Raw genomic sequence first — 15,940 nt, 5'->3', positions numbered from 1 at the left:
TCAACCTATAAGTAAAAAAATAGTCCTAATTTATCCAGTACATCTAAAGTTAATTGTTTACGCTCGCTGACCTCATCTCCATTTTGCATTTCAAGATTTAAAATAAAAGCGGTCACCTTTCCATTCGGCTGTTCAACCCAACCGCTATACCATCCGACTTGCGGGTTTACATCCATGCCCCAACCACTTTTGGCATATAACTTTACATCTCCACGTTGCTCTATCAACAACATCTCTTTCACTTGTTTTTGTACAGATTTATTAAATGGTAACTGTTCGGTGGCAACCTCATAGACAAACTTTGCTTCCTGTATAGGCGTAATCTTTAAGGGTCCAACAAGCCAAAAATTGTCGACCTGTTGACCAATATTTTGATTGCCAAATCCAACACGAGACACCTCTTTTTGCATTAACTCTAAACCGATTCGTCTTGCCAGTTGTTGATATACAGGAACAGCCGAGGCTTGCATGGCTTGTGCCAAAGTCATATCTTTTTCCCAAGCTGGAAATGCGCGTTTTTCTCCATCCCATTTAAAGATTTCAGTCATTGTAGCCTGATGATGTTGTAAACCAATTAAGGCATTCAACATTTTAAATGTAGAAGCGGGAATATAAGCCTGCTCGGCTCTCATCAAATCATTTCCATAAGATTTAAAGTTTTTTCCATCATAAGTCACAAAAACGGCATGCTTGGCTGCAGCACTAAAAAGCGTTGCAATTTCTTTGGTACGCTGTGTAGCCACATCTTGTACTGTTTTTCCATCAACAGTAGCTTGAGGATAATTTGGTAAGGATTGCATACTGTGACATCCAGCCAAAATGCTGATTATGCTGATTATGCTGAGAGAAAATAAACTGACTCCAATTTTTTGCACGTTTAAATATCCTGTTAAAAATTTCAATCCTGATTTTGTTTTAACAAAATTTTATTGATCATGTTGTAATGATTTTTCAATTACCGAATCTGTATTTGAATGAGAATAAAATATTTACACATGCCTCAAATAAGTGCATAATGCACCCCATTAGGGCAATTTAATATTATTCCTCAGCAGAAATATTAAATTTCTTGCCATTTTGGCTAAAAAACCCCAGTTTTTTTTGAAAACTGGGGTTTTTTATACCTTTATTATTTTATACCAACAAAATAGCACCAATAGTGTGCAAAAATTATCTATGAAATTTCAAATAGAAGCCCCGTTTATAGAAACTGAATTTGATTGAATATCAATATATAAAGGAAAATTCATCTTAAATTTATGAAATATTATTTTAAAAAGATAAAAAAAAGCCCAACTTTGGGGAAAGTTGGGCATTAAAACAAAAACTTGTTTATGGAGAATCAGATCATTATCACACTATTGGTGTGAAACACGAATTGATAGAACTATTATGCAAAAAATAATTTAAAAAGTAAAGCCTATTAAATTGGTCTACTTTTCATTTAAAAAAAATTACTGCTTCAAATAAAAGACGATTCAATCCACAGTGACTTTTAGCTCGTTTCATGACTAAAAATATTAAGTTGAAACATGCTACATCTTTATTTTAAATGTGATGATATTTGCATAATGAGCTGATACCACGAATCTTGTTACTTAAAATAATTGCTTTTTACAATTAACACCTAAATATTAATCTAATTTTACATTGTGATAATTTCATTCTCTGGTATTAATTCTTTCACTATTTCAAGCGCCATAATTCCATATTCTTTTGTTCTAGCAACGTTTTTTTTAGGTTGACATCATTTTGACTCATTGAATAATTTATATTCAATTTTTTATCGCAAAAGAAGTGAAGCAAATAATCATGTTTTAGTTCATTGACTTAATGTTTTGTTACAATACAATGCTCACTGTTTAATCCATTTGTAACAAAACTGGAAATCTATCATGAAAAAACTCGGTTTAGCCACTGCTTTATTATTAGCCATGACCGGCGCTCAAGCTTATCAATTCGAAGTACAAGGTCAATCTGAGTACATCGACATTACTGTAAATGACAAAGATTTTACTGGTGGCTTACAAGGTACTTACTACCTTAAAGATGTTGATTCTTCTAAAGGCCCTTTGGCTGAAGCTGCATTTTTAAACCAAGCATCAAATGTTTCTGTAGCGTATAACTACGGCGAACTTAGTTTTGTTCCTGGTATGGATTTGATTGCACATAACTACGGTATTAAAGCTGAAGCGTATGTACCCACTCAAGTTGTACCTGTATATACAAGCTTGTCTTATAGCCATACTCACCTTGATGGCAAAAATGCAAACACTTCTGATGATAACGGCGACCGTTATGCGTTAGAGCTTGGTGCGGTTGTTGTACCTAACTTTTTGGTTGCTGTAGGTTATACCAGCGTTGCTGACCAAACTGCTATTGATGCGTTCAACCTGATGGGTAATGGCGTGGTTAAAGCTGTCGCTGAAACTGCAACCATTGGACAAGATCAAGATGCCATCACTGCACGTACTAAATATGTAGGCGCGATTGATGACACTAACATGGCGATTGGTTTTGAATCTGGCCTCATCTACGGTGATGACACTGCATTCCAATTAAAAACTGATTTATATGTAACGCCTAAATTAAGCATGGGTGCTTCTTATGCTGAATCTAGCTTTGCAGGTACTCCTGATTCAGCTTGGGGTGCAAATGTAAATTACTTTATCACTCCAGCTGTTGCTGTAGGCGCGACTTATGTGAATGCAAATGCTGAACAAGGTTCTGTATTGGATACTCAAACTGTTGGCGTAAATGCTAAATTCCGTTTCTAAGTTACTTTAGAAAATGAATTAAAAAAAGGACTCATATTGAGTCCTTTTTTAGGTTTGAATATTATTCAGAAGTTCGGATCAAGCTTAAAAAATGTAAATGACGTTCGTACTGGTCGATAATATCTTGTAATAAATCATCTAAAGTCCAGTCCATAACATCATAATTTTGTCCACCTTCTCTGAGAAAAACTTCAGCTTGATAATACGTTATTTCATCCGAAGTCATTTCTGCCATAAAACTCGGTGGAACCGTTTCTCGGGCAACCACTTGATAAACAAAGTTACTTTCATTCTGATGATCAACCCTAAGTTCCATACCATACTGAATATTTTGAATGGACACTTCAAGCTGCCGACGTTTAAACTCTTTCTTCACCTGATTAAAAGCCACCGAAACCTGTGTATCAATATAGTCTCGAACCTCTTGTTGGTTATGCGGATAATGCATAATCAAACCCAAACGCTGTTGCCAACTACGTGGATTTTGAATAGCACGCGGGGTAATTCTTGCCTCTTGTAAGGCATTCATTTTGGTCACATCCAAACGCAATGCTTTCAATAATCCCCAGCAAATAAACAACATAATGAATGTAAATGGTAGCGCACTCATCATCGTGGCAGATTGTAAGGCACTTAACCCCCCGACCAGAAGCAATACGATGGCTAAAACAGCCATCAATACTGTCCAAAAAAGTCTTTGCCATGTTGGAGAATTTTCAGATTTTGCGGTCAAATAATCGGTGACTAATGCACCTGAATCGGCCGAAGTGACAAAAAAGAGCATCACCAAAAAGGTCGCCAGTAAGCTCATGACAGATGAAAAAGGTAAACTGTGTAAAAACTCAAACAATGCTACTGACGAATCGCGTTGTACGGCCAAAACCAAAGCCTGATTACTCTCATGCAAAATGCTGTATAACGCAGCATTTCCCATAAAACCCATCCAAATTAAAGTAAAGCCTGTTGGAATAAGCAATACCCCGACAATAAACTCGCGAATACTGCGACCTTTGGATACGCGGGCGATAAACATGCCAACAAAGGGTGACCATGAAATCCACCATGCCCAATACATAATGGTCCATCCCCCAATCCAGCCATTGGGTTGATAGGCATATAAATTAAATGTCATGGTAAATAAATTTGAAATGTACTGCCCTGCATTTTGGATGGTGGTTTGCAGCAAATAAATCGATGAACTGGCAAAAAACACAAACAGTAAAAGGGTGAGAGCAAGAATTAAATTCAGTTCAGACAGCCGTTTAATGCCTTTGTCTAAACCTAAAAACACCGACATGGATGCCATAGCACTCACGACAATAATCAAAACCACTTGAGTACTGGGTGCTTGCTCAATGCCAAACAGATAATTCAAACCAGAGTTGATTTGTGTCACGCCAAATCCAAGGGTGGTCGCGACACCAAAAACAGTACCGATGGTGGCAAAGGTATCGACTGCATCACCGATTGGGCCATAGATTTTTCGTCCGATAATCGGATACAAGGCAGAGCGAATTTTTAAAGGCAGGTTATGTCGATAAGCAAAATAGGCCAAGGACAAACCCACGACAGTATAAATTGCCCATGCATGTAAACCCCAATGAAAAAAGGTCACTTGCATTGCCGTTTGCGCAGCTTGGATGGTTTCACCCTCCCCTGTAGGAGGAGAAACATAGTGCATTACGGGTTCAGCCACCCCAAAAAACATGAGTCCAATGCCCATGCCTGCAGTAAATAACATGGCAAACCAAGAGCCGTTACTATACGTAGGTTGGCTATGATCTGGACCTAACTTGATTTTTCCCATATCGGATAAAGCGATATAAATCAATAAAATCAGAAATATGGCAACAGATAAAACATAAAACCAGCTAAATGAGTCAGTGACCCATTGGTTCAGCTGTTTGGTGATCAAATCAAATGAATTCGGTGCTAAAACGACAACAGCCAGAAACAGCCCAATAATAACAACCGTACTTAAAAAAACATTTGGATTGACGTTGGCAAACCAAGATGGATTTTTCGAAGGCATAAATCCCCCATTTATTTTTTAAATGAATATGACAGACCGTGAGGCCAAAATAGACGCATTTTACAGAGATGAAGCCAATATGCTTTCAGTAGAAATTTGCAAACACTGAGGGCATATTAATTTAATGATATAAATAAAGCAGTTACATTCCTGTAACAGAATCTACATCCATTATTCTTAATTCAATTTATCTTGATTGGGTAAATGGGCAATATATTGCAGCGCAATTAAACGCGATACAACGAGGGCTAAATACATTACACCACAAAACATCTGTAGCATGGCAAGCACACGCGCAGGTGCACTAATCGGAATCAAATCTGAAAGCCCTGTCGCAGATTGGAGACTAAAACTGAGAAACAATAAATCTAACCATGTTTGTAAACCGGTGATATTGGGATTTTGAAAACTCAAAGGCATGAGCAGTTGGCAAATGTTATATAAAAATGCAAAGCCCCAAGCAATCAGAGTAAATACGGCACCCGCTGCAAATAGTTCATCTTTGGTAAGGTAACGGTCTTCAAACATATAACGCAGTAAGCCATAGGCTGCACTAAAATAAGCGGCCGCTTCAAAGGCATGAGCAATCACTTGAATCATGACGTGCTGCACACCGAGTAAATGCAATAGCGAGAAAAAGACTGCACCTCCTACAAAAACAAGTCCGATAATCGTAAACATAGGCGTCTGTCGTATGACTTTGGCAATAATCAATAAGACTAAAACGCCCAATACCCACGTTAAAGTCCGATAGGTCGCACTGTGATTAACCACAACTGATAAGATTAAAATAAAGAATTGTAATAACAGTAGCCAAGCACTCGGCAATAAACGAAAAACTTTCCATATACCAATCAGGGCATGCATGTATGGCTCCATTCTATTTTTATTTTTAATCAAGTTTTAGCTTTATTGAGGTTCTGTTGAATCTAACATGAATTGAATTACTCACTCTCACTATATTTGTATGAAATTTTATCTACAAATAAGTTTAAAAATAACCTGACTCATCATTCTGAATCGAGCATTAAAGTAGCTGAGTTCGACAAGTTTGGACATTTTATTGTTCACTCTTAACAAAAACTCAGATCAATTCGACAAAAAAAAAGCCCCCGTAGGGACTTGTTTATGTGAAGTTTTAAACCTTAGTGATCAGAAGCACCTGAGATGCCAATCCCTGTTTGTGAACGAACATATTGCGCATCAAATGCTTTACGTTCCGCCTGTGCACGTGCAGAGTGATCCGTTACAGAGAATAACCAACAACAGAAGAATGACAACGGCATCGCAAAGATTGCAGGGCCATTAAATGGATTGATTGGTGTATCAGAAATACCCAAAGTATCGACCCAAACGGCTTTAGACAGAACAATCAACAGCACTGCTAAAGATAGACCGACCACACCACCAATGACCGCACCACGTGTAGTTAAACCTTTCCAGAACATAGACAAAACCAGTACTGGGAAGTTGGCACATGCAGCAACCGAGAATGCTAAACCAACCATAAAGGCTACGTTTTGTTTCTCGAACAAAATACCCAAAATCATGGCAAAAATCGCAAGACCTAAAGTTGCAATTTTAGACATACGAAGTTCAGATTCAGGTGTCGTTTGACCCTTTTTGAATACGTTTGCATATAAGTCATGGGAAATGGCAGAAGCGCCTGACAACGTCAAACCTGCAACTACAGCAAGAATTGTGGCAAATGCGACGGCTGAAATGAAGCCCATAAATAAGTCACCACCCAGCGCATCACTTAAATGCACCGCAGCCATATTGCTACCGCCAACCAACTCTAACTTACCTGTGACTGCCATTTTCGCTACATCAAGGAATTGTGGATTGTTTGAAACAAACAAAATCGCACCGAAACCAATAATGAAGGTTAACAGGTAAAAATAACCAATAAAGCCTGTTGCGACAACAACTGATTTACGTGCTTCTTTGGCATCCTTTACTGTAAAGAAACGCATTAAAATATGCGGTAAACCTGCAGTACCAAACATGAGTGCTAGACCCAATGAAATCGCATCAAGAGGATTTGCCGCCAGTTTACCAGGCCCCATGATATTGCCTGCTTCTGCTAGACTCATGCCATGAACTTGACTGAATACTTGAATCGATTGTTCAAACATTGTGGTAAAGCTAAAACCGACACTTTTCATGACCATAAATGCCATGAAAGTCGCACCACTCAGTAACATTACCGCTTTAATGATCTGTACCCAAGTCGTGGCCAACATACCGCCAAAAATGACATAAGCCATCATCAATAAACCGACAATCACCACAGCAATATTATAGTTCAAACCAAAGAGTAATTTGATCAGCTGGCCTGCACCGACCATTTGTGCAATCAGATAGAATGCAACCACAACCAATGAACTGATGGCGGCTAAAGTACGTACTGGTTTTTCTTCTAAGCGAAATGAAACCACATCCGATAGATTGTATTTACCTAAATTACGTAAACGCTCTGCGACCAAGAATAAAACAATCGGCCAACCCACCATGAAACCAAGTGAATAGAGCAAGCCATCAAAACCAGAGCTGAACACCAGTGCAGAAATACCCAAGAACGATGCAGCAGACATGTAGTCGCCTGCAATCGCCAGTCCATTTTGGAAACCTGAAATTCCGCCACCAGCCGTATAAAAATCAGCAGTATTGGTGGTTTGTTTTGCTGCCCATTTGGTAATGACCAAAGTAAAAGCAACAAAAATGACGAACATGATAATGGCATGCCAATTGGTGGCTTGTTGTTCAGCCACACCTAAATCTGGTCCAGCCCATGCCATACCTGAAAAAAGTACAGTCGCCAGAGCCAGTGCCTGAGCTTTGAATGAAGTCGTTTTCATATTAATACTGTCCTTTTTCATTCGCAATCGCTTCCACTTCTTTCATTGCATCTTGCGTCAATGGATCAAGGATCTTATTGGCAACATAAGAATACACACCGCACAGTACAAATGATAAAACGATGATGCTTAAGCCGAGTGGGATTCCCCAAGTGGTTACACCACCACTAAAAGAACTCATTAGAAATTCTTTGTTATAACCCACCAGCAACATGAAACCTACATATACAAACAGCATAATGCCGGTTAGCGTCCAACTTAAGGCGCTTTTTTTGCTGACCATTTGTTTAAATTTTGGATTCTGTAGAATTCTTTCTACCTGTCTCTCATCCATAACCAATCCTCCTATTTGCACCCAATTTAGGCACTATTTTTTAATTCGAATTATGACGTTGTCTAAGTTAACGATTACGTTGTCTAAGTTAACAATCTTGTGCGGTTGTTGTAATTACGACTTTGGTCGTTAAATTTTGATCAACTCAAGCCGTCAGATTACGAGATAAGGTATGATGAACGCATAGCGTTACACTGTAGACAATATGAATAGCTGGCTCATCATGGGGGTTCTTGCCCTCTATATCGCATTACTTTTTATTTGTGCATTTTTTGGTGAAAAACACGCAAGTCGATTAAGCACGCGTGGCCGTATGCTTCTCTTTAGTCTAACATTAGGCGTGTATTGTTCTTCTTGGACATTTTACGGTGCGACGGGTGCCGCAGTTCGTGAAGGAATTATTTTCCTGCCCATTTACCTTGGTCCGCTCATTTTTGTCGGTGTCGGTTATGATATTTGGCGACGCCTAGGTCGAGTCCGTCAACATCATGCCATTTCATCGATCGCTGACTTTATTGCAGCCCGCTATGGCAAAAGCGGCACACTGGCATCTTTGGTGACTATTCTTGCCGTGATTGCAATTGTGCCCTACTTGGCCTTACAGCTTAGAGCGATTGCTTTAAGTGCAGCAGTGATTCTGCAGCAAAACTCTGGCATTGAAAGCACCACCAATGGCGTACTTTTCCTGACGGGTGTTTTAGCCATTCTGGCGATGATGTTTGGCACTCGGCAGATTGCCAATACCGAACAACATGGCGGTCTGATGCTGGCAGTGGCTTTTGAGTCTTTTGTCAAATTATTTGCGCTGCTTTGTGTGGCTTTATTTTTTGTCTTTGAAGCCCCAGACAACTTGAAACAAATTTCAAGTGATGTTGCCAATACGTTTAAAGAAGTTCAACTTTTTGGTGTGCCCGATACTTTTTGGGTACAAACCATGCTGGCTGCACTCGCTATTATTTGCTTACCGCGCCAATTTCATGTGGCTGTAGTCGAGTTACGTGATGAAAAACATATCCGTGGGGCACGTCGTTGGTTTGCCATTTATCTTATTTTAACCACCATCGCAATCATTCCAATTGCCAGTTGGGCATTGCATGCCGCACCGCATTTTTTAGCCATTCCAGATGTGGCCGTTTTATCCCTCCCTTTAAGTTATGATCAAGAATGGTTAACGCTACTGGCCTTTTTAGGTGGATTCTCAGCTTCTACAGGCATGCTATTGGTATCCTCTGTGGCGTTATCTATTATGCTCAGTAATGATCTGATTATGCCAGCTCTATGGCGCACAGGCTTACTATCAAGGCATGATAAGCGTTTGCCGTTGGTGCTGAAATTTACACGTCGTATTTGTATTTTAGCCGTGATGTTACTGGGCTTTTTATTCTTTCATTTCTTTAATGATATTGATCAACTTTCGGTTTTTGGCTTGCTCGCCTTTAGTGCGGTGGCCCAATTTTCTCCCGCCCTCATTGGTGGCTTATATTGGCGTGGCGGAAGTAAACAGGGCGTATATGCAGGTTTAATTGTCGGCTTTTTAGTCTGGGCCTATACCTTATTATTTCCTACTGTTTTACGAAGCTTACCAACAGAATATCAGCAGTTCGCACAAAATTTTCTTCAGCAAGGTCCCTTGGGCGTGAGCTGGTTACGCCCAGAAGCCTTGCTCGGATTTGAATCTTTTGCTGCATTAACCCACGGCGTAATTTGGGCGCTAGGGCTCAATATCCTGTTATATATTTGGATATCGCGTATTTTTCGTCCAAGTATTGCCGAACAAATTCAAGCAGAAAGTTTCTTTTATTATGAAACTAAACCCCTTCCCGCCCAAAGCATGACGCATGATACAAATTATTTACAACATGATGTTGCTCGTTTAAAAGTCGGTGATCTGATTGCATTAGCCAAACGCATTACTGGCGAGGGGCCAACACAAAAAGCATTCCAGCAATTTTGCACTCAAAATAACGTGATCTTAAATGAAAATAGCAGTGCCAATGGCATGTGGTGGCGTTTCACCGAGCAATATCTGGCAGGCACCATCGGTGCCGCTTCTGCACGAACCCTCCTGACTACGGCGATGGTCAATAATGGTTTGGCACTCGGTCAGGTGGCCAACATCCTAGATCAGGCTTCTCAATGGCAACGCTTTAATCAAAATCTGATTATGACCATGATTGACCATATGACCCAAGGGGTTAGTGTGGTGGATGAAAATATGTGTCTGGTCGCTTGGAATAATCAATACCTCAAACTGTTTGATTACCCAAAAGATATTGTTTATGTCGGTTGCCCGATTGCCGATTTAATTCGCTATAACGCGGAACGTGGCGAATGTGGTCCAGGTTCAGTTGAAGAACACGTTCGCAAACGTATTCACTGGATGGCGATGGGCAATGCACATGAGTTTGAACGCATTCGTAAAGATGGTCGTGTGATTCAGATGCGCGGTAATCCCATTCAAGGCGGTGGTTTCGTCACGACTTTTGCCGACATTACCGCGTTCCGTGAAAATGAAGCTTTCCTAGAAGGTCGGGTGCAAGATCGAACTCAACAATTGGCCAATGCCCTATCTGAACAACAACTGGCGCGTGAACAAGCCGATCGTGCCAATATGTCAAAAAGTCGTTTTATTGCCGCTGCCAGTCATGACCTATTACAACCAATGCATGCTGCTCGTTTATTCAGTACGGCTTTGGAACAAAGTGTACAATCTGATGAAGATCGCAAAACCTTGCAACAACTAGATCGTGCCTTACATGGGGCAGAAAGCATGTTATCTGCCTTGTTGGATATTGCACGTTTAGAAGGAGGCACCATTCAACCGAAGCGACAACCTTATCCGTTGCATGACTTACTCAGTGATCTAGAACTGCAATTTAAATCGATTGCAGCTCAACGTGGAATACAGTTTAGGGTTCATGATGTCCAATTCTGGATTGATACTGATCCACAATGGATTCGCCGTATTATTCAGAATTTTGTCAGCAATGCTTTACGTTATACTGCAAAAGGTCGCGTTATTGTTGGCGTACTGCGTTCTGCCGAACAGGCTCAAACCATTCGTATTGGTGTTTGGGATACAGGTCCCGGCATTGCAGAAGAACAACGTATTAAACTGTTTCAAGAATTTGAGCGCTGTGGTCATACCTCACCGTGGGGTGAGCAAGGGTTAGGTTTAGGACTTGCGATTGTGCAACGCATGACTCACCTGCTCGAGTATCCAATGCATGTGTATTCTGAATATGGCAAAGGTTCTTGCTTCATGATAGAAGTGCCGATTGTGCCAGCACCCAAAGTCGCCCTGACACCACTACAAGCCATTCCCTTAAAAAGTAAGGCCTACAAAATTTTATGTTTAGACAATGATGAAACCATTTTAGAAGGCATGAGCACGCTTTTGACCAAATGGGGATATCAAGTCTTTAAAGCCACTGAACCTGAACAAGCCTTGATTTTAATCCAGCAAGAAAATATTCAGGTCTGGTTAGTCGATCAGCATTTAAATAATCACAAAATCGGTTTGGATTTTATTTTGGAAAATCGGCAAGAACAGGTGCCTGTGGCCTTAATTACTGCAGATTCTGATCCAGAGCTTCCACAGTCTTTAAAAGAGCTGAATATTGTATTGCTAAAAAAACCATTAAAACCAGCTTCATTACGTTCTTGGCTCTCAGGATTAAAAATTTATAACTCATAACATCGCTAAAAAACGTTCATTTCGCTTGCATGAAATGAACGTTTTCTTACATAAACACACCTTTTCTTAAGCCAACTGGCAATTTATTTTTTGCTCTAGGCGAAACTGTTCAAAAAATCCCGCTTTAGTCCTTATTAAATTGACCAAAAACTTCAACTGTCTATTTTCTATGGCAAAGTGCACCAGATTATAAATGCACAGCTGTATACTTAGTTACAATATTTTTAAGTATATATTTTTTAATAATTTTTTTTAAACCAAAAAGCTTATCTACAACTTTAGTCGTATTCCGTTTAAGCTGACTCTGCTCCATATATAAGCTTAAGAAACGATCAGTTTTTTTATTTATAGTGGCCCATAAAAATGCGACTCAGAAACTGGTCATCATATAAAATCAGGAGCCAAAAAATGAACATTTCTGACGTGTATTCTATCGGTCTAGATCAGTCACAACAATTTTACCGTCAATACGGCAGCAATGCGTTATTGCCTGAAATTCAATGGGATAAACTTTTTCAGAACAGTAAGTTGACTGATGTTCATATTCAAGCCTTAAATACTTTATATCAAAGTGCTGTTCCACTCGCGCTACAAGTTTTTTCTGAACTAAATTTTGATGTCTTTAAACCCGCAGCTTATAAGCCTCAAGGTTTAGGATTATTTGAACGCCTTGCTGAACAAGAAGATAAACTCATTCAAGCGTTAGATGTTGAATCAAATGGTTTAAGTGAGCAAGTTCGCCATCAAATTTGGAGTATGTTGCTGCGAGGTGGTGCAGTTCTGGTCTTTAAAGCATGGCTTGGTAAAGTCAAAACAGATCAACCTTTATTAGATACCACTCAATTTGACGAGTTATCCGATTTATTATTTATTAAAACACCACCTTTAGAGTTGGCAAAACGTTTGGACGTAAATGCACATGCGCAGGAAGATCATATTTTTCTGATGTATGGCAATGATGTTTATCTAGACCGTTTTAACAGTTTAGAAACCATGGCTCTGTTTGTTGACTTAGGCGTTTATGATGCAGCATTTCTCAGTTTGAGAGATGACAGTGTAGCGGATTATTTGAAAGAAAAAGACTATGTGTCACAAGAACAAATCGATGAATTACAATGTGCCCTCAACCCACTTTTTTGTACAGATTTAACCCCTAAGCAAAGCTGCGTCGCTTAATTTAAACCATGAAAAACCCACCGTTTTATAAACATCAATGCATCAAAAAGGCACTGTTCATTCAGTGCCTTTTTGATGCTTTTCATTCTGTCTTCAAACGAATTACATTTTCTTATCTTCAATATTTAAAGCACTAATCGCTAAAACTGCCTGCGTTCGATTTTGTACATTCAGTTTACGGAAAATCGCGGTAACATGCGCTTTAATGGTCGCTTCAGAAACATCAAGTTCATAAGCAATCTGTTTATTCAACAATCCTTCTGCCACCATCATGAGTACTCGGAATTGTTGTGGTGTGAGCGATTGAATTCGCTCAGCCAATGCCGTTTCATCCGCAGCACGAGGATCAAAATTAGTATGTGTCGGTAAGTTTGGCGGTAACCAAATCTCCCCTTCGAGTACATGCCGAATGGCCTCACCAATATGACTTGGATGCGCCGATTTAGGAATATAACCCATTGCCCCGTGTGCAATTGCCCGTTGAATAATCGTGGTTTCTTCATGTGCCGAAACCACAATAATCGGAATAGAAGGATATTGTGCACGAACATGCACCAAAGCTGAAAATCCTGAAGCGCCCGGTAAATTCAGATCCAATAAAACCAAATCTGGTTCTGGGCCATTATCTAAACGTTCATAAAACTCATTTACTGCTGCTGTTTCATTTATTTGAGCTTGAGGCAAACTGTAACGAACAGCCTGAATCAAAGCATGACGAAACAACGGATGGTCATCAACGATTAAAATATTCATAAGCGATATGAAAGATCTTGTGCACAGTAATCGCTATTCTAACCACACAAGCACAGTAAGGATATGCAAGGCATCATTTTTTTTGCTGGATATCGCATTATTTTAAATAAAAATTCTTTTTTTATGGTTTGCAAAAAAACTTAAAATCTAATCATATTTAGATATAAATTTTATTCAGATCACATCAATACTTATCTAAATTCAAGATAACTTTAATTTTCATAATGTTAAATTCTAATTCTCAACAACGTTCTCCCCAAAAGCGCTATATCTTAAAAACAGATAACGTCTTTTTTTTTCTTTATTTTACAGTTCCTACTGCTCTGTTGGTAAATGAACACTATTCCGAGATTCAATTTAGGTTCGATCTGTATGACTAGTTTTAACTTACAAAAACCACTGAATATTGTTGCTGTATCAGGCGGTTTAAATCATCCATCTAAGACTGAAGCCTTGGTGCAAGAAATTGTGTACGAATTGGGCGAAGCCATTCCAATTCAAGTTCACTTTATTAAATTTAGTGAAATTGGACATTTACTCGGTGGTGCTATTTATCGCCATCAACTTCCGCAACGCGTACAAGATGATTTGGCTGCGGTGGAAGCTGCTGATGCGATCATTGTCGGAACACCCGTTTATCGTGCATCTTTTACGGGTCTTTTTAAGCATTTTTTTGATTTTGTCGAGCAAACCGCTTTGGTCGATGTGCCGGTATTATTGGCGGCATCTGGTGGCAGTGAACGTCATGCCTTGGTACTCGAACACCAATTACGTCCTTTATTTAGTTTTTTCCAAGCACAAACTTTACCAATTGGCGTATATGCCACCGATCAAGATTTCACCCCTGAATATACGATTCACAGCGAATCATTACGTGACCGTATCACCTTGGCTGTAGCACGTGCACTCCCTATTTTGGAATGGGCACCTGCTAAAGGCAAACGAGCTGAAGTGGTCAAAGAAAAAACCCAACAAGCCAATCAGCACTTGGGTATTAACAAACAAATTGAACAGGCCGCTGTCCTGCCTTCTGCGGCAGTTCCCAATTTAGATGCCGCAGAATCACGTTTACATCATAAAAAAATCGCAAAAACCCATGTGGCATAACGCAATTTAAATGGGAGATTCAATCATGTCTGAACAAGAAAAAAATATCACTTTTGCCTATTGGGTGCCCAATGTGAGTGGCGGTTTGGTGGTCAGTAATATCGAACAACGCACTGATTGGAGCTATGAATACAACGTGCGTTTAGCACAAACTGCTGAAAAAAATGGCTTTGACTATGCACTGACCCAAATTCGTTTTACCGCAGGCTATGGTGCTGACAATCAACATGAATCGGTGAGTTTTAGTCATGGATTACTGGCCAAGACTGAGCGTTTAAAAGTGATTGCTGCGATTTTGCCTGGGCCTTGGAAACCCGCCTTAGCTGCAAAACAACTTGCAACGATTGATCATCTGAGCGGCGGTCGTATTGCCGTTAATGTGGTGAGTGGTTGGTTCCGCGGTGAGTTCGATGCAATTGGTGAAGAGTGGCCAGAGCATGACCAGCGTTACGTTCGTTCCGAGGAATTTATTCGCACTTTAAAAGGTGTCTGGACACAAGATCAGTTTAGTTTTGACGGTAAATACTATCAATTTAAAGATTACACTTTAAAGCCCAAACCTTTGCAAAAACCACATATTGAAATTTTCCAAGGCGGCAGTTCACGCGCCGCGCGTGATATGGCATCACGTGTGTCCGATTGGTACTTTACCAATGGCAATACACCTGAAGAAATCAAAAAACAAATTGATGATATTCGCGAAAAAGCCAAAGCCAACAATCACAGTGTCAAAATTGGCGTGAATGCATTCATTATTGCTCGCGATACAGAACAGGAGGCACAGGCTGTTTTACAAGAAATTATTGATAAAGCGAACATTCAAGCGGTACACGCGTTTGGCGATGCTACCCGTGAAGCAGGTGCATCTTCCATTGAAGGCGAAGGAAACTGGGCAAAATCAACTTTTGAAGACTTGGTTCAATATAACGATGGCTTTAAAACCAATTTGATTGGAACACCACAACAAATAGCTGAACGGATTGTGGAATTAAAGAGTATCGGTGTTGATTTAATTCTTTCTGGTTTTTTACATTTCATTGAAGAGGTGGAATATTTTGGGCAGAAAGTTTTACCTTTGGTGCGTCAACTAGAAGCACAACAGCAAGTTCTTATTGCCGCTAAGTCAGCGTAATGATCAACAACCAATAAAAATAATAATAAAAGTAACTCCAACTCTACCCCCCTAAGGCTCGGCTTGGGGGG

General features: G+C 39.8%; 11 protein-coding genes. 5 read left to right on the top strand and 6 right to left on the bottom strand.

Going from position 1 to position 15,940, the window contains the following annotated elements:
• Positions 1 to 5: 5 nt before the first annotated feature.
• The gene (gene blaOXA, locus GA0116959_RS08170) at positions 6 to 800 is read right to left on the bottom strand and encodes a class D beta-lactamase (protein ID WP_092720111.1); all 795 of its coding nucleotides are present in this window, start codon (positions 798 to 800) and stop codon (positions 6 to 8) included.
• A 1,095-nt stretch (positions 801 to 1,895) separates the two neighbouring features.
• Between blaOXA and omp33-36 the strand changes: the two genes are divergently transcribed.
• Positions 1,896 to 2,777: a porin Omp33-36 gene (gene omp33-36 / locus GA0116959_RS08165; RefSeq protein ID WP_053579289.1), complete on the top strand. Its 882-nt coding sequence runs from the start codon at positions 1,896 to 1,898 to the stop codon at positions 2,775 to 2,777.
• Between the two features lie 61 nt (positions 2,778 to 2,838).
• Here omp33-36 and GA0116959_RS08160 read toward each other — a convergent pair whose 3' ends face one another.
• The 4 genes from GA0116959_RS08160 to GA0116959_RS08145 all read right to left on the bottom strand — a co-directional run bounded on the left by GA0116959_RS08160 (position 2,839) and on the right by GA0116959_RS08145 (position 8,004).
• Positions 2,839 to 4,809: a BCCT family transporter gene (locus GA0116959_RS08160; protein ID WP_092720109.1), complete on the bottom strand. Its 1,971-nt coding sequence runs from the start codon at positions 4,807 to 4,809 to the stop codon at positions 2,839 to 2,841.
• 177 nt (positions 4,810 to 4,986) lie between these two features.
• Positions 4,987 to 5,676: an ion channel gene (locus GA0116959_RS08155; protein WP_092720107.1), complete on the bottom strand. Its 690-nt coding sequence runs from the start codon at positions 5,674 to 5,676 to the stop codon at positions 4,987 to 4,989.
• A 278-nt stretch (positions 5,677 to 5,954) separates the two neighbouring features.
• The gene (locus tag GA0116959_RS08150) at positions 5,955 to 7,670 is read right to left on the bottom strand and encodes a cation acetate symporter (RefSeq protein ID WP_092720106.1); all 1,716 of its coding nucleotides are present in this window, start codon (positions 7,668 to 7,670) and stop codon (positions 5,955 to 5,957) included.
• 1 nt (position 7,671) lies between these two features.
• Complete coding sequence (locus tag GA0116959_RS08145; RefSeq protein ID WP_092720104.1) at positions 7,672 to 8,004, bottom strand: DUF485 domain-containing protein; 333 nt, start codon at positions 8,002 to 8,004, stop codon at positions 7,672 to 7,674.
• A 205-nt stretch (positions 8,005 to 8,209) separates the two neighbouring features.
• Here GA0116959_RS08145 and GA0116959_RS08140 point away from each other — a divergent pair, with 205 nt between their 5' ends.
• The gene (locus tag GA0116959_RS08140; RefSeq protein ID WP_092720102.1) at positions 8,210 to 11,701 is read left to right on the top strand and encodes a hybrid sensor histidine kinase/response regulator; all 3,492 of its coding nucleotides are present in this window, start codon (positions 8,210 to 8,212) and stop codon (positions 11,699 to 11,701) included.
• Between the two features lie 408 nt (positions 11,702 to 12,109).
• On the top strand, positions 12,110 to 12,877 hold the full coding sequence (locus GA0116959_RS08135) for a hypothetical protein (RefSeq protein WP_053579284.1): 768 nt from the start codon (positions 12,110 to 12,112) through the stop codon (positions 12,875 to 12,877).
• Positions 12,878 to 12,979: 102 nt separating this feature from the next.
• Here the strand turns inward: GA0116959_RS08135 and GA0116959_RS08130 are convergent, their stop codons facing one another.
• A complete protein-coding gene (locus GA0116959_RS08130; RefSeq protein WP_053579283.1) occupies positions 12,980 to 13,630 on the bottom strand; it encodes a response regulator in 651 nt (216 codons plus the stop codon).
• 372 nt (positions 13,631 to 14,002) lie between these two features.
• Here GA0116959_RS08130 and msuE point away from each other — a divergent pair, with 372 nt between their 5' ends.
• Both msuE and sfnG read left to right on the top strand, forming a co-directional pair.
• Entirely contained in the window at positions 14,003 to 14,737 is a 735-nt protein-coding gene (msuE, locus tag GA0116959_RS08125; RefSeq protein ID WP_053579282.1) for an FMN reductase, read from the top strand.
• 25 nt (positions 14,738 to 14,762) lie between these two features.
• On the top strand, positions 14,763 to 15,869 hold the full coding sequence (gene sfnG / locus GA0116959_RS08120; protein WP_092720100.1) for a dimethylsulfone monooxygenase SfnG: 1,107 nt from the start codon (positions 14,763 to 14,765) through the stop codon (positions 15,867 to 15,869).
• The last annotated feature ends 71 nt before the right edge of the window (positions 15,870 to 15,940 follow it).

The organism is Acinetobacter albensis (assembly GCF_900095025.1).
Taxonomy (GTDB): domain Bacteria; phylum Pseudomonadota; class Gammaproteobacteria; order Pseudomonadales; family Moraxellaceae; genus Acinetobacter; species Acinetobacter albensis.
Note: the sequence above shows the minus strand (reverse complement) of the source record. Positions and strands in the feature narration are given on the sequence as shown.

Excerpts from the sequence above, each read along its gene's own strand:
- GA0116959_RS08160 (WP_092720109.1), bottom strand. The coding sequence starts at position 4,809 with ATGCCTTCGAAAAATCCATCTTGGTTTGCCAACGTCAATCCAAATGTT.
- GA0116959_RS08150 (WP_092720106.1), bottom strand. The coding sequence starts at position 7,670 with ATGAAAACGACTTCATTCAAAGCTCAGGCACTGGCTCTGGCGACTGTA.
- sfnG (WP_092720100.1), top strand. The coding sequence starts at position 14,763 with ATGTCTGAACAAGAAAAAAATATCACTTTTGCCTATTGGGTGCCCAAT.
- GA0116959_RS08130 (WP_053579283.1), bottom strand. The coding sequence starts at position 13,630 with ATGAATATTTTAATCGTTGATGACCATCCGTTGTTTCGTCATGCTTTG.
- GA0116959_RS08140 (WP_092720102.1), top strand. The coding sequence starts at position 8,210 with ATGAATAGCTGGCTCATCATGGGGGTTCTTGCCCTCTATATCGCATTA.
- msuE (WP_053579282.1), top strand. The coding sequence starts at position 14,003 with ATGACTAGTTTTAACTTACAAAAACCACTGAATATTGTTGCTGTATCA.
- GA0116959_RS08135 (WP_053579284.1), top strand. The coding sequence starts at position 12,110 with ATGAACATTTCTGACGTGTATTCTATCGGTCTAGATCAGTCACAACAA.
- omp33-36 (WP_053579289.1), top strand. The coding sequence starts at position 1,896 with ATGAAAAAACTCGGTTTAGCCACTGCTTTATTATTAGCCATGACCGGC.
- GA0116959_RS08155 (WP_092720107.1), bottom strand. The coding sequence starts at position 5,676 with ATGCATGCCCTGATTGGTATATGGAAAGTTTTTCGTTTATTGCCGAGT.
- blaOXA (WP_092720111.1), bottom strand. The coding sequence starts at position 800 with ATGCAATCCTTACCAAATTATCCTCAAGCTACTGTTGATGGAAAAACA.
- GA0116959_RS08145 (WP_092720104.1), bottom strand. The coding sequence starts at position 8,004 with ATGGATGAGAGACAGGTAGAAAGAATTCTACAGAATCCAAAATTTAAA.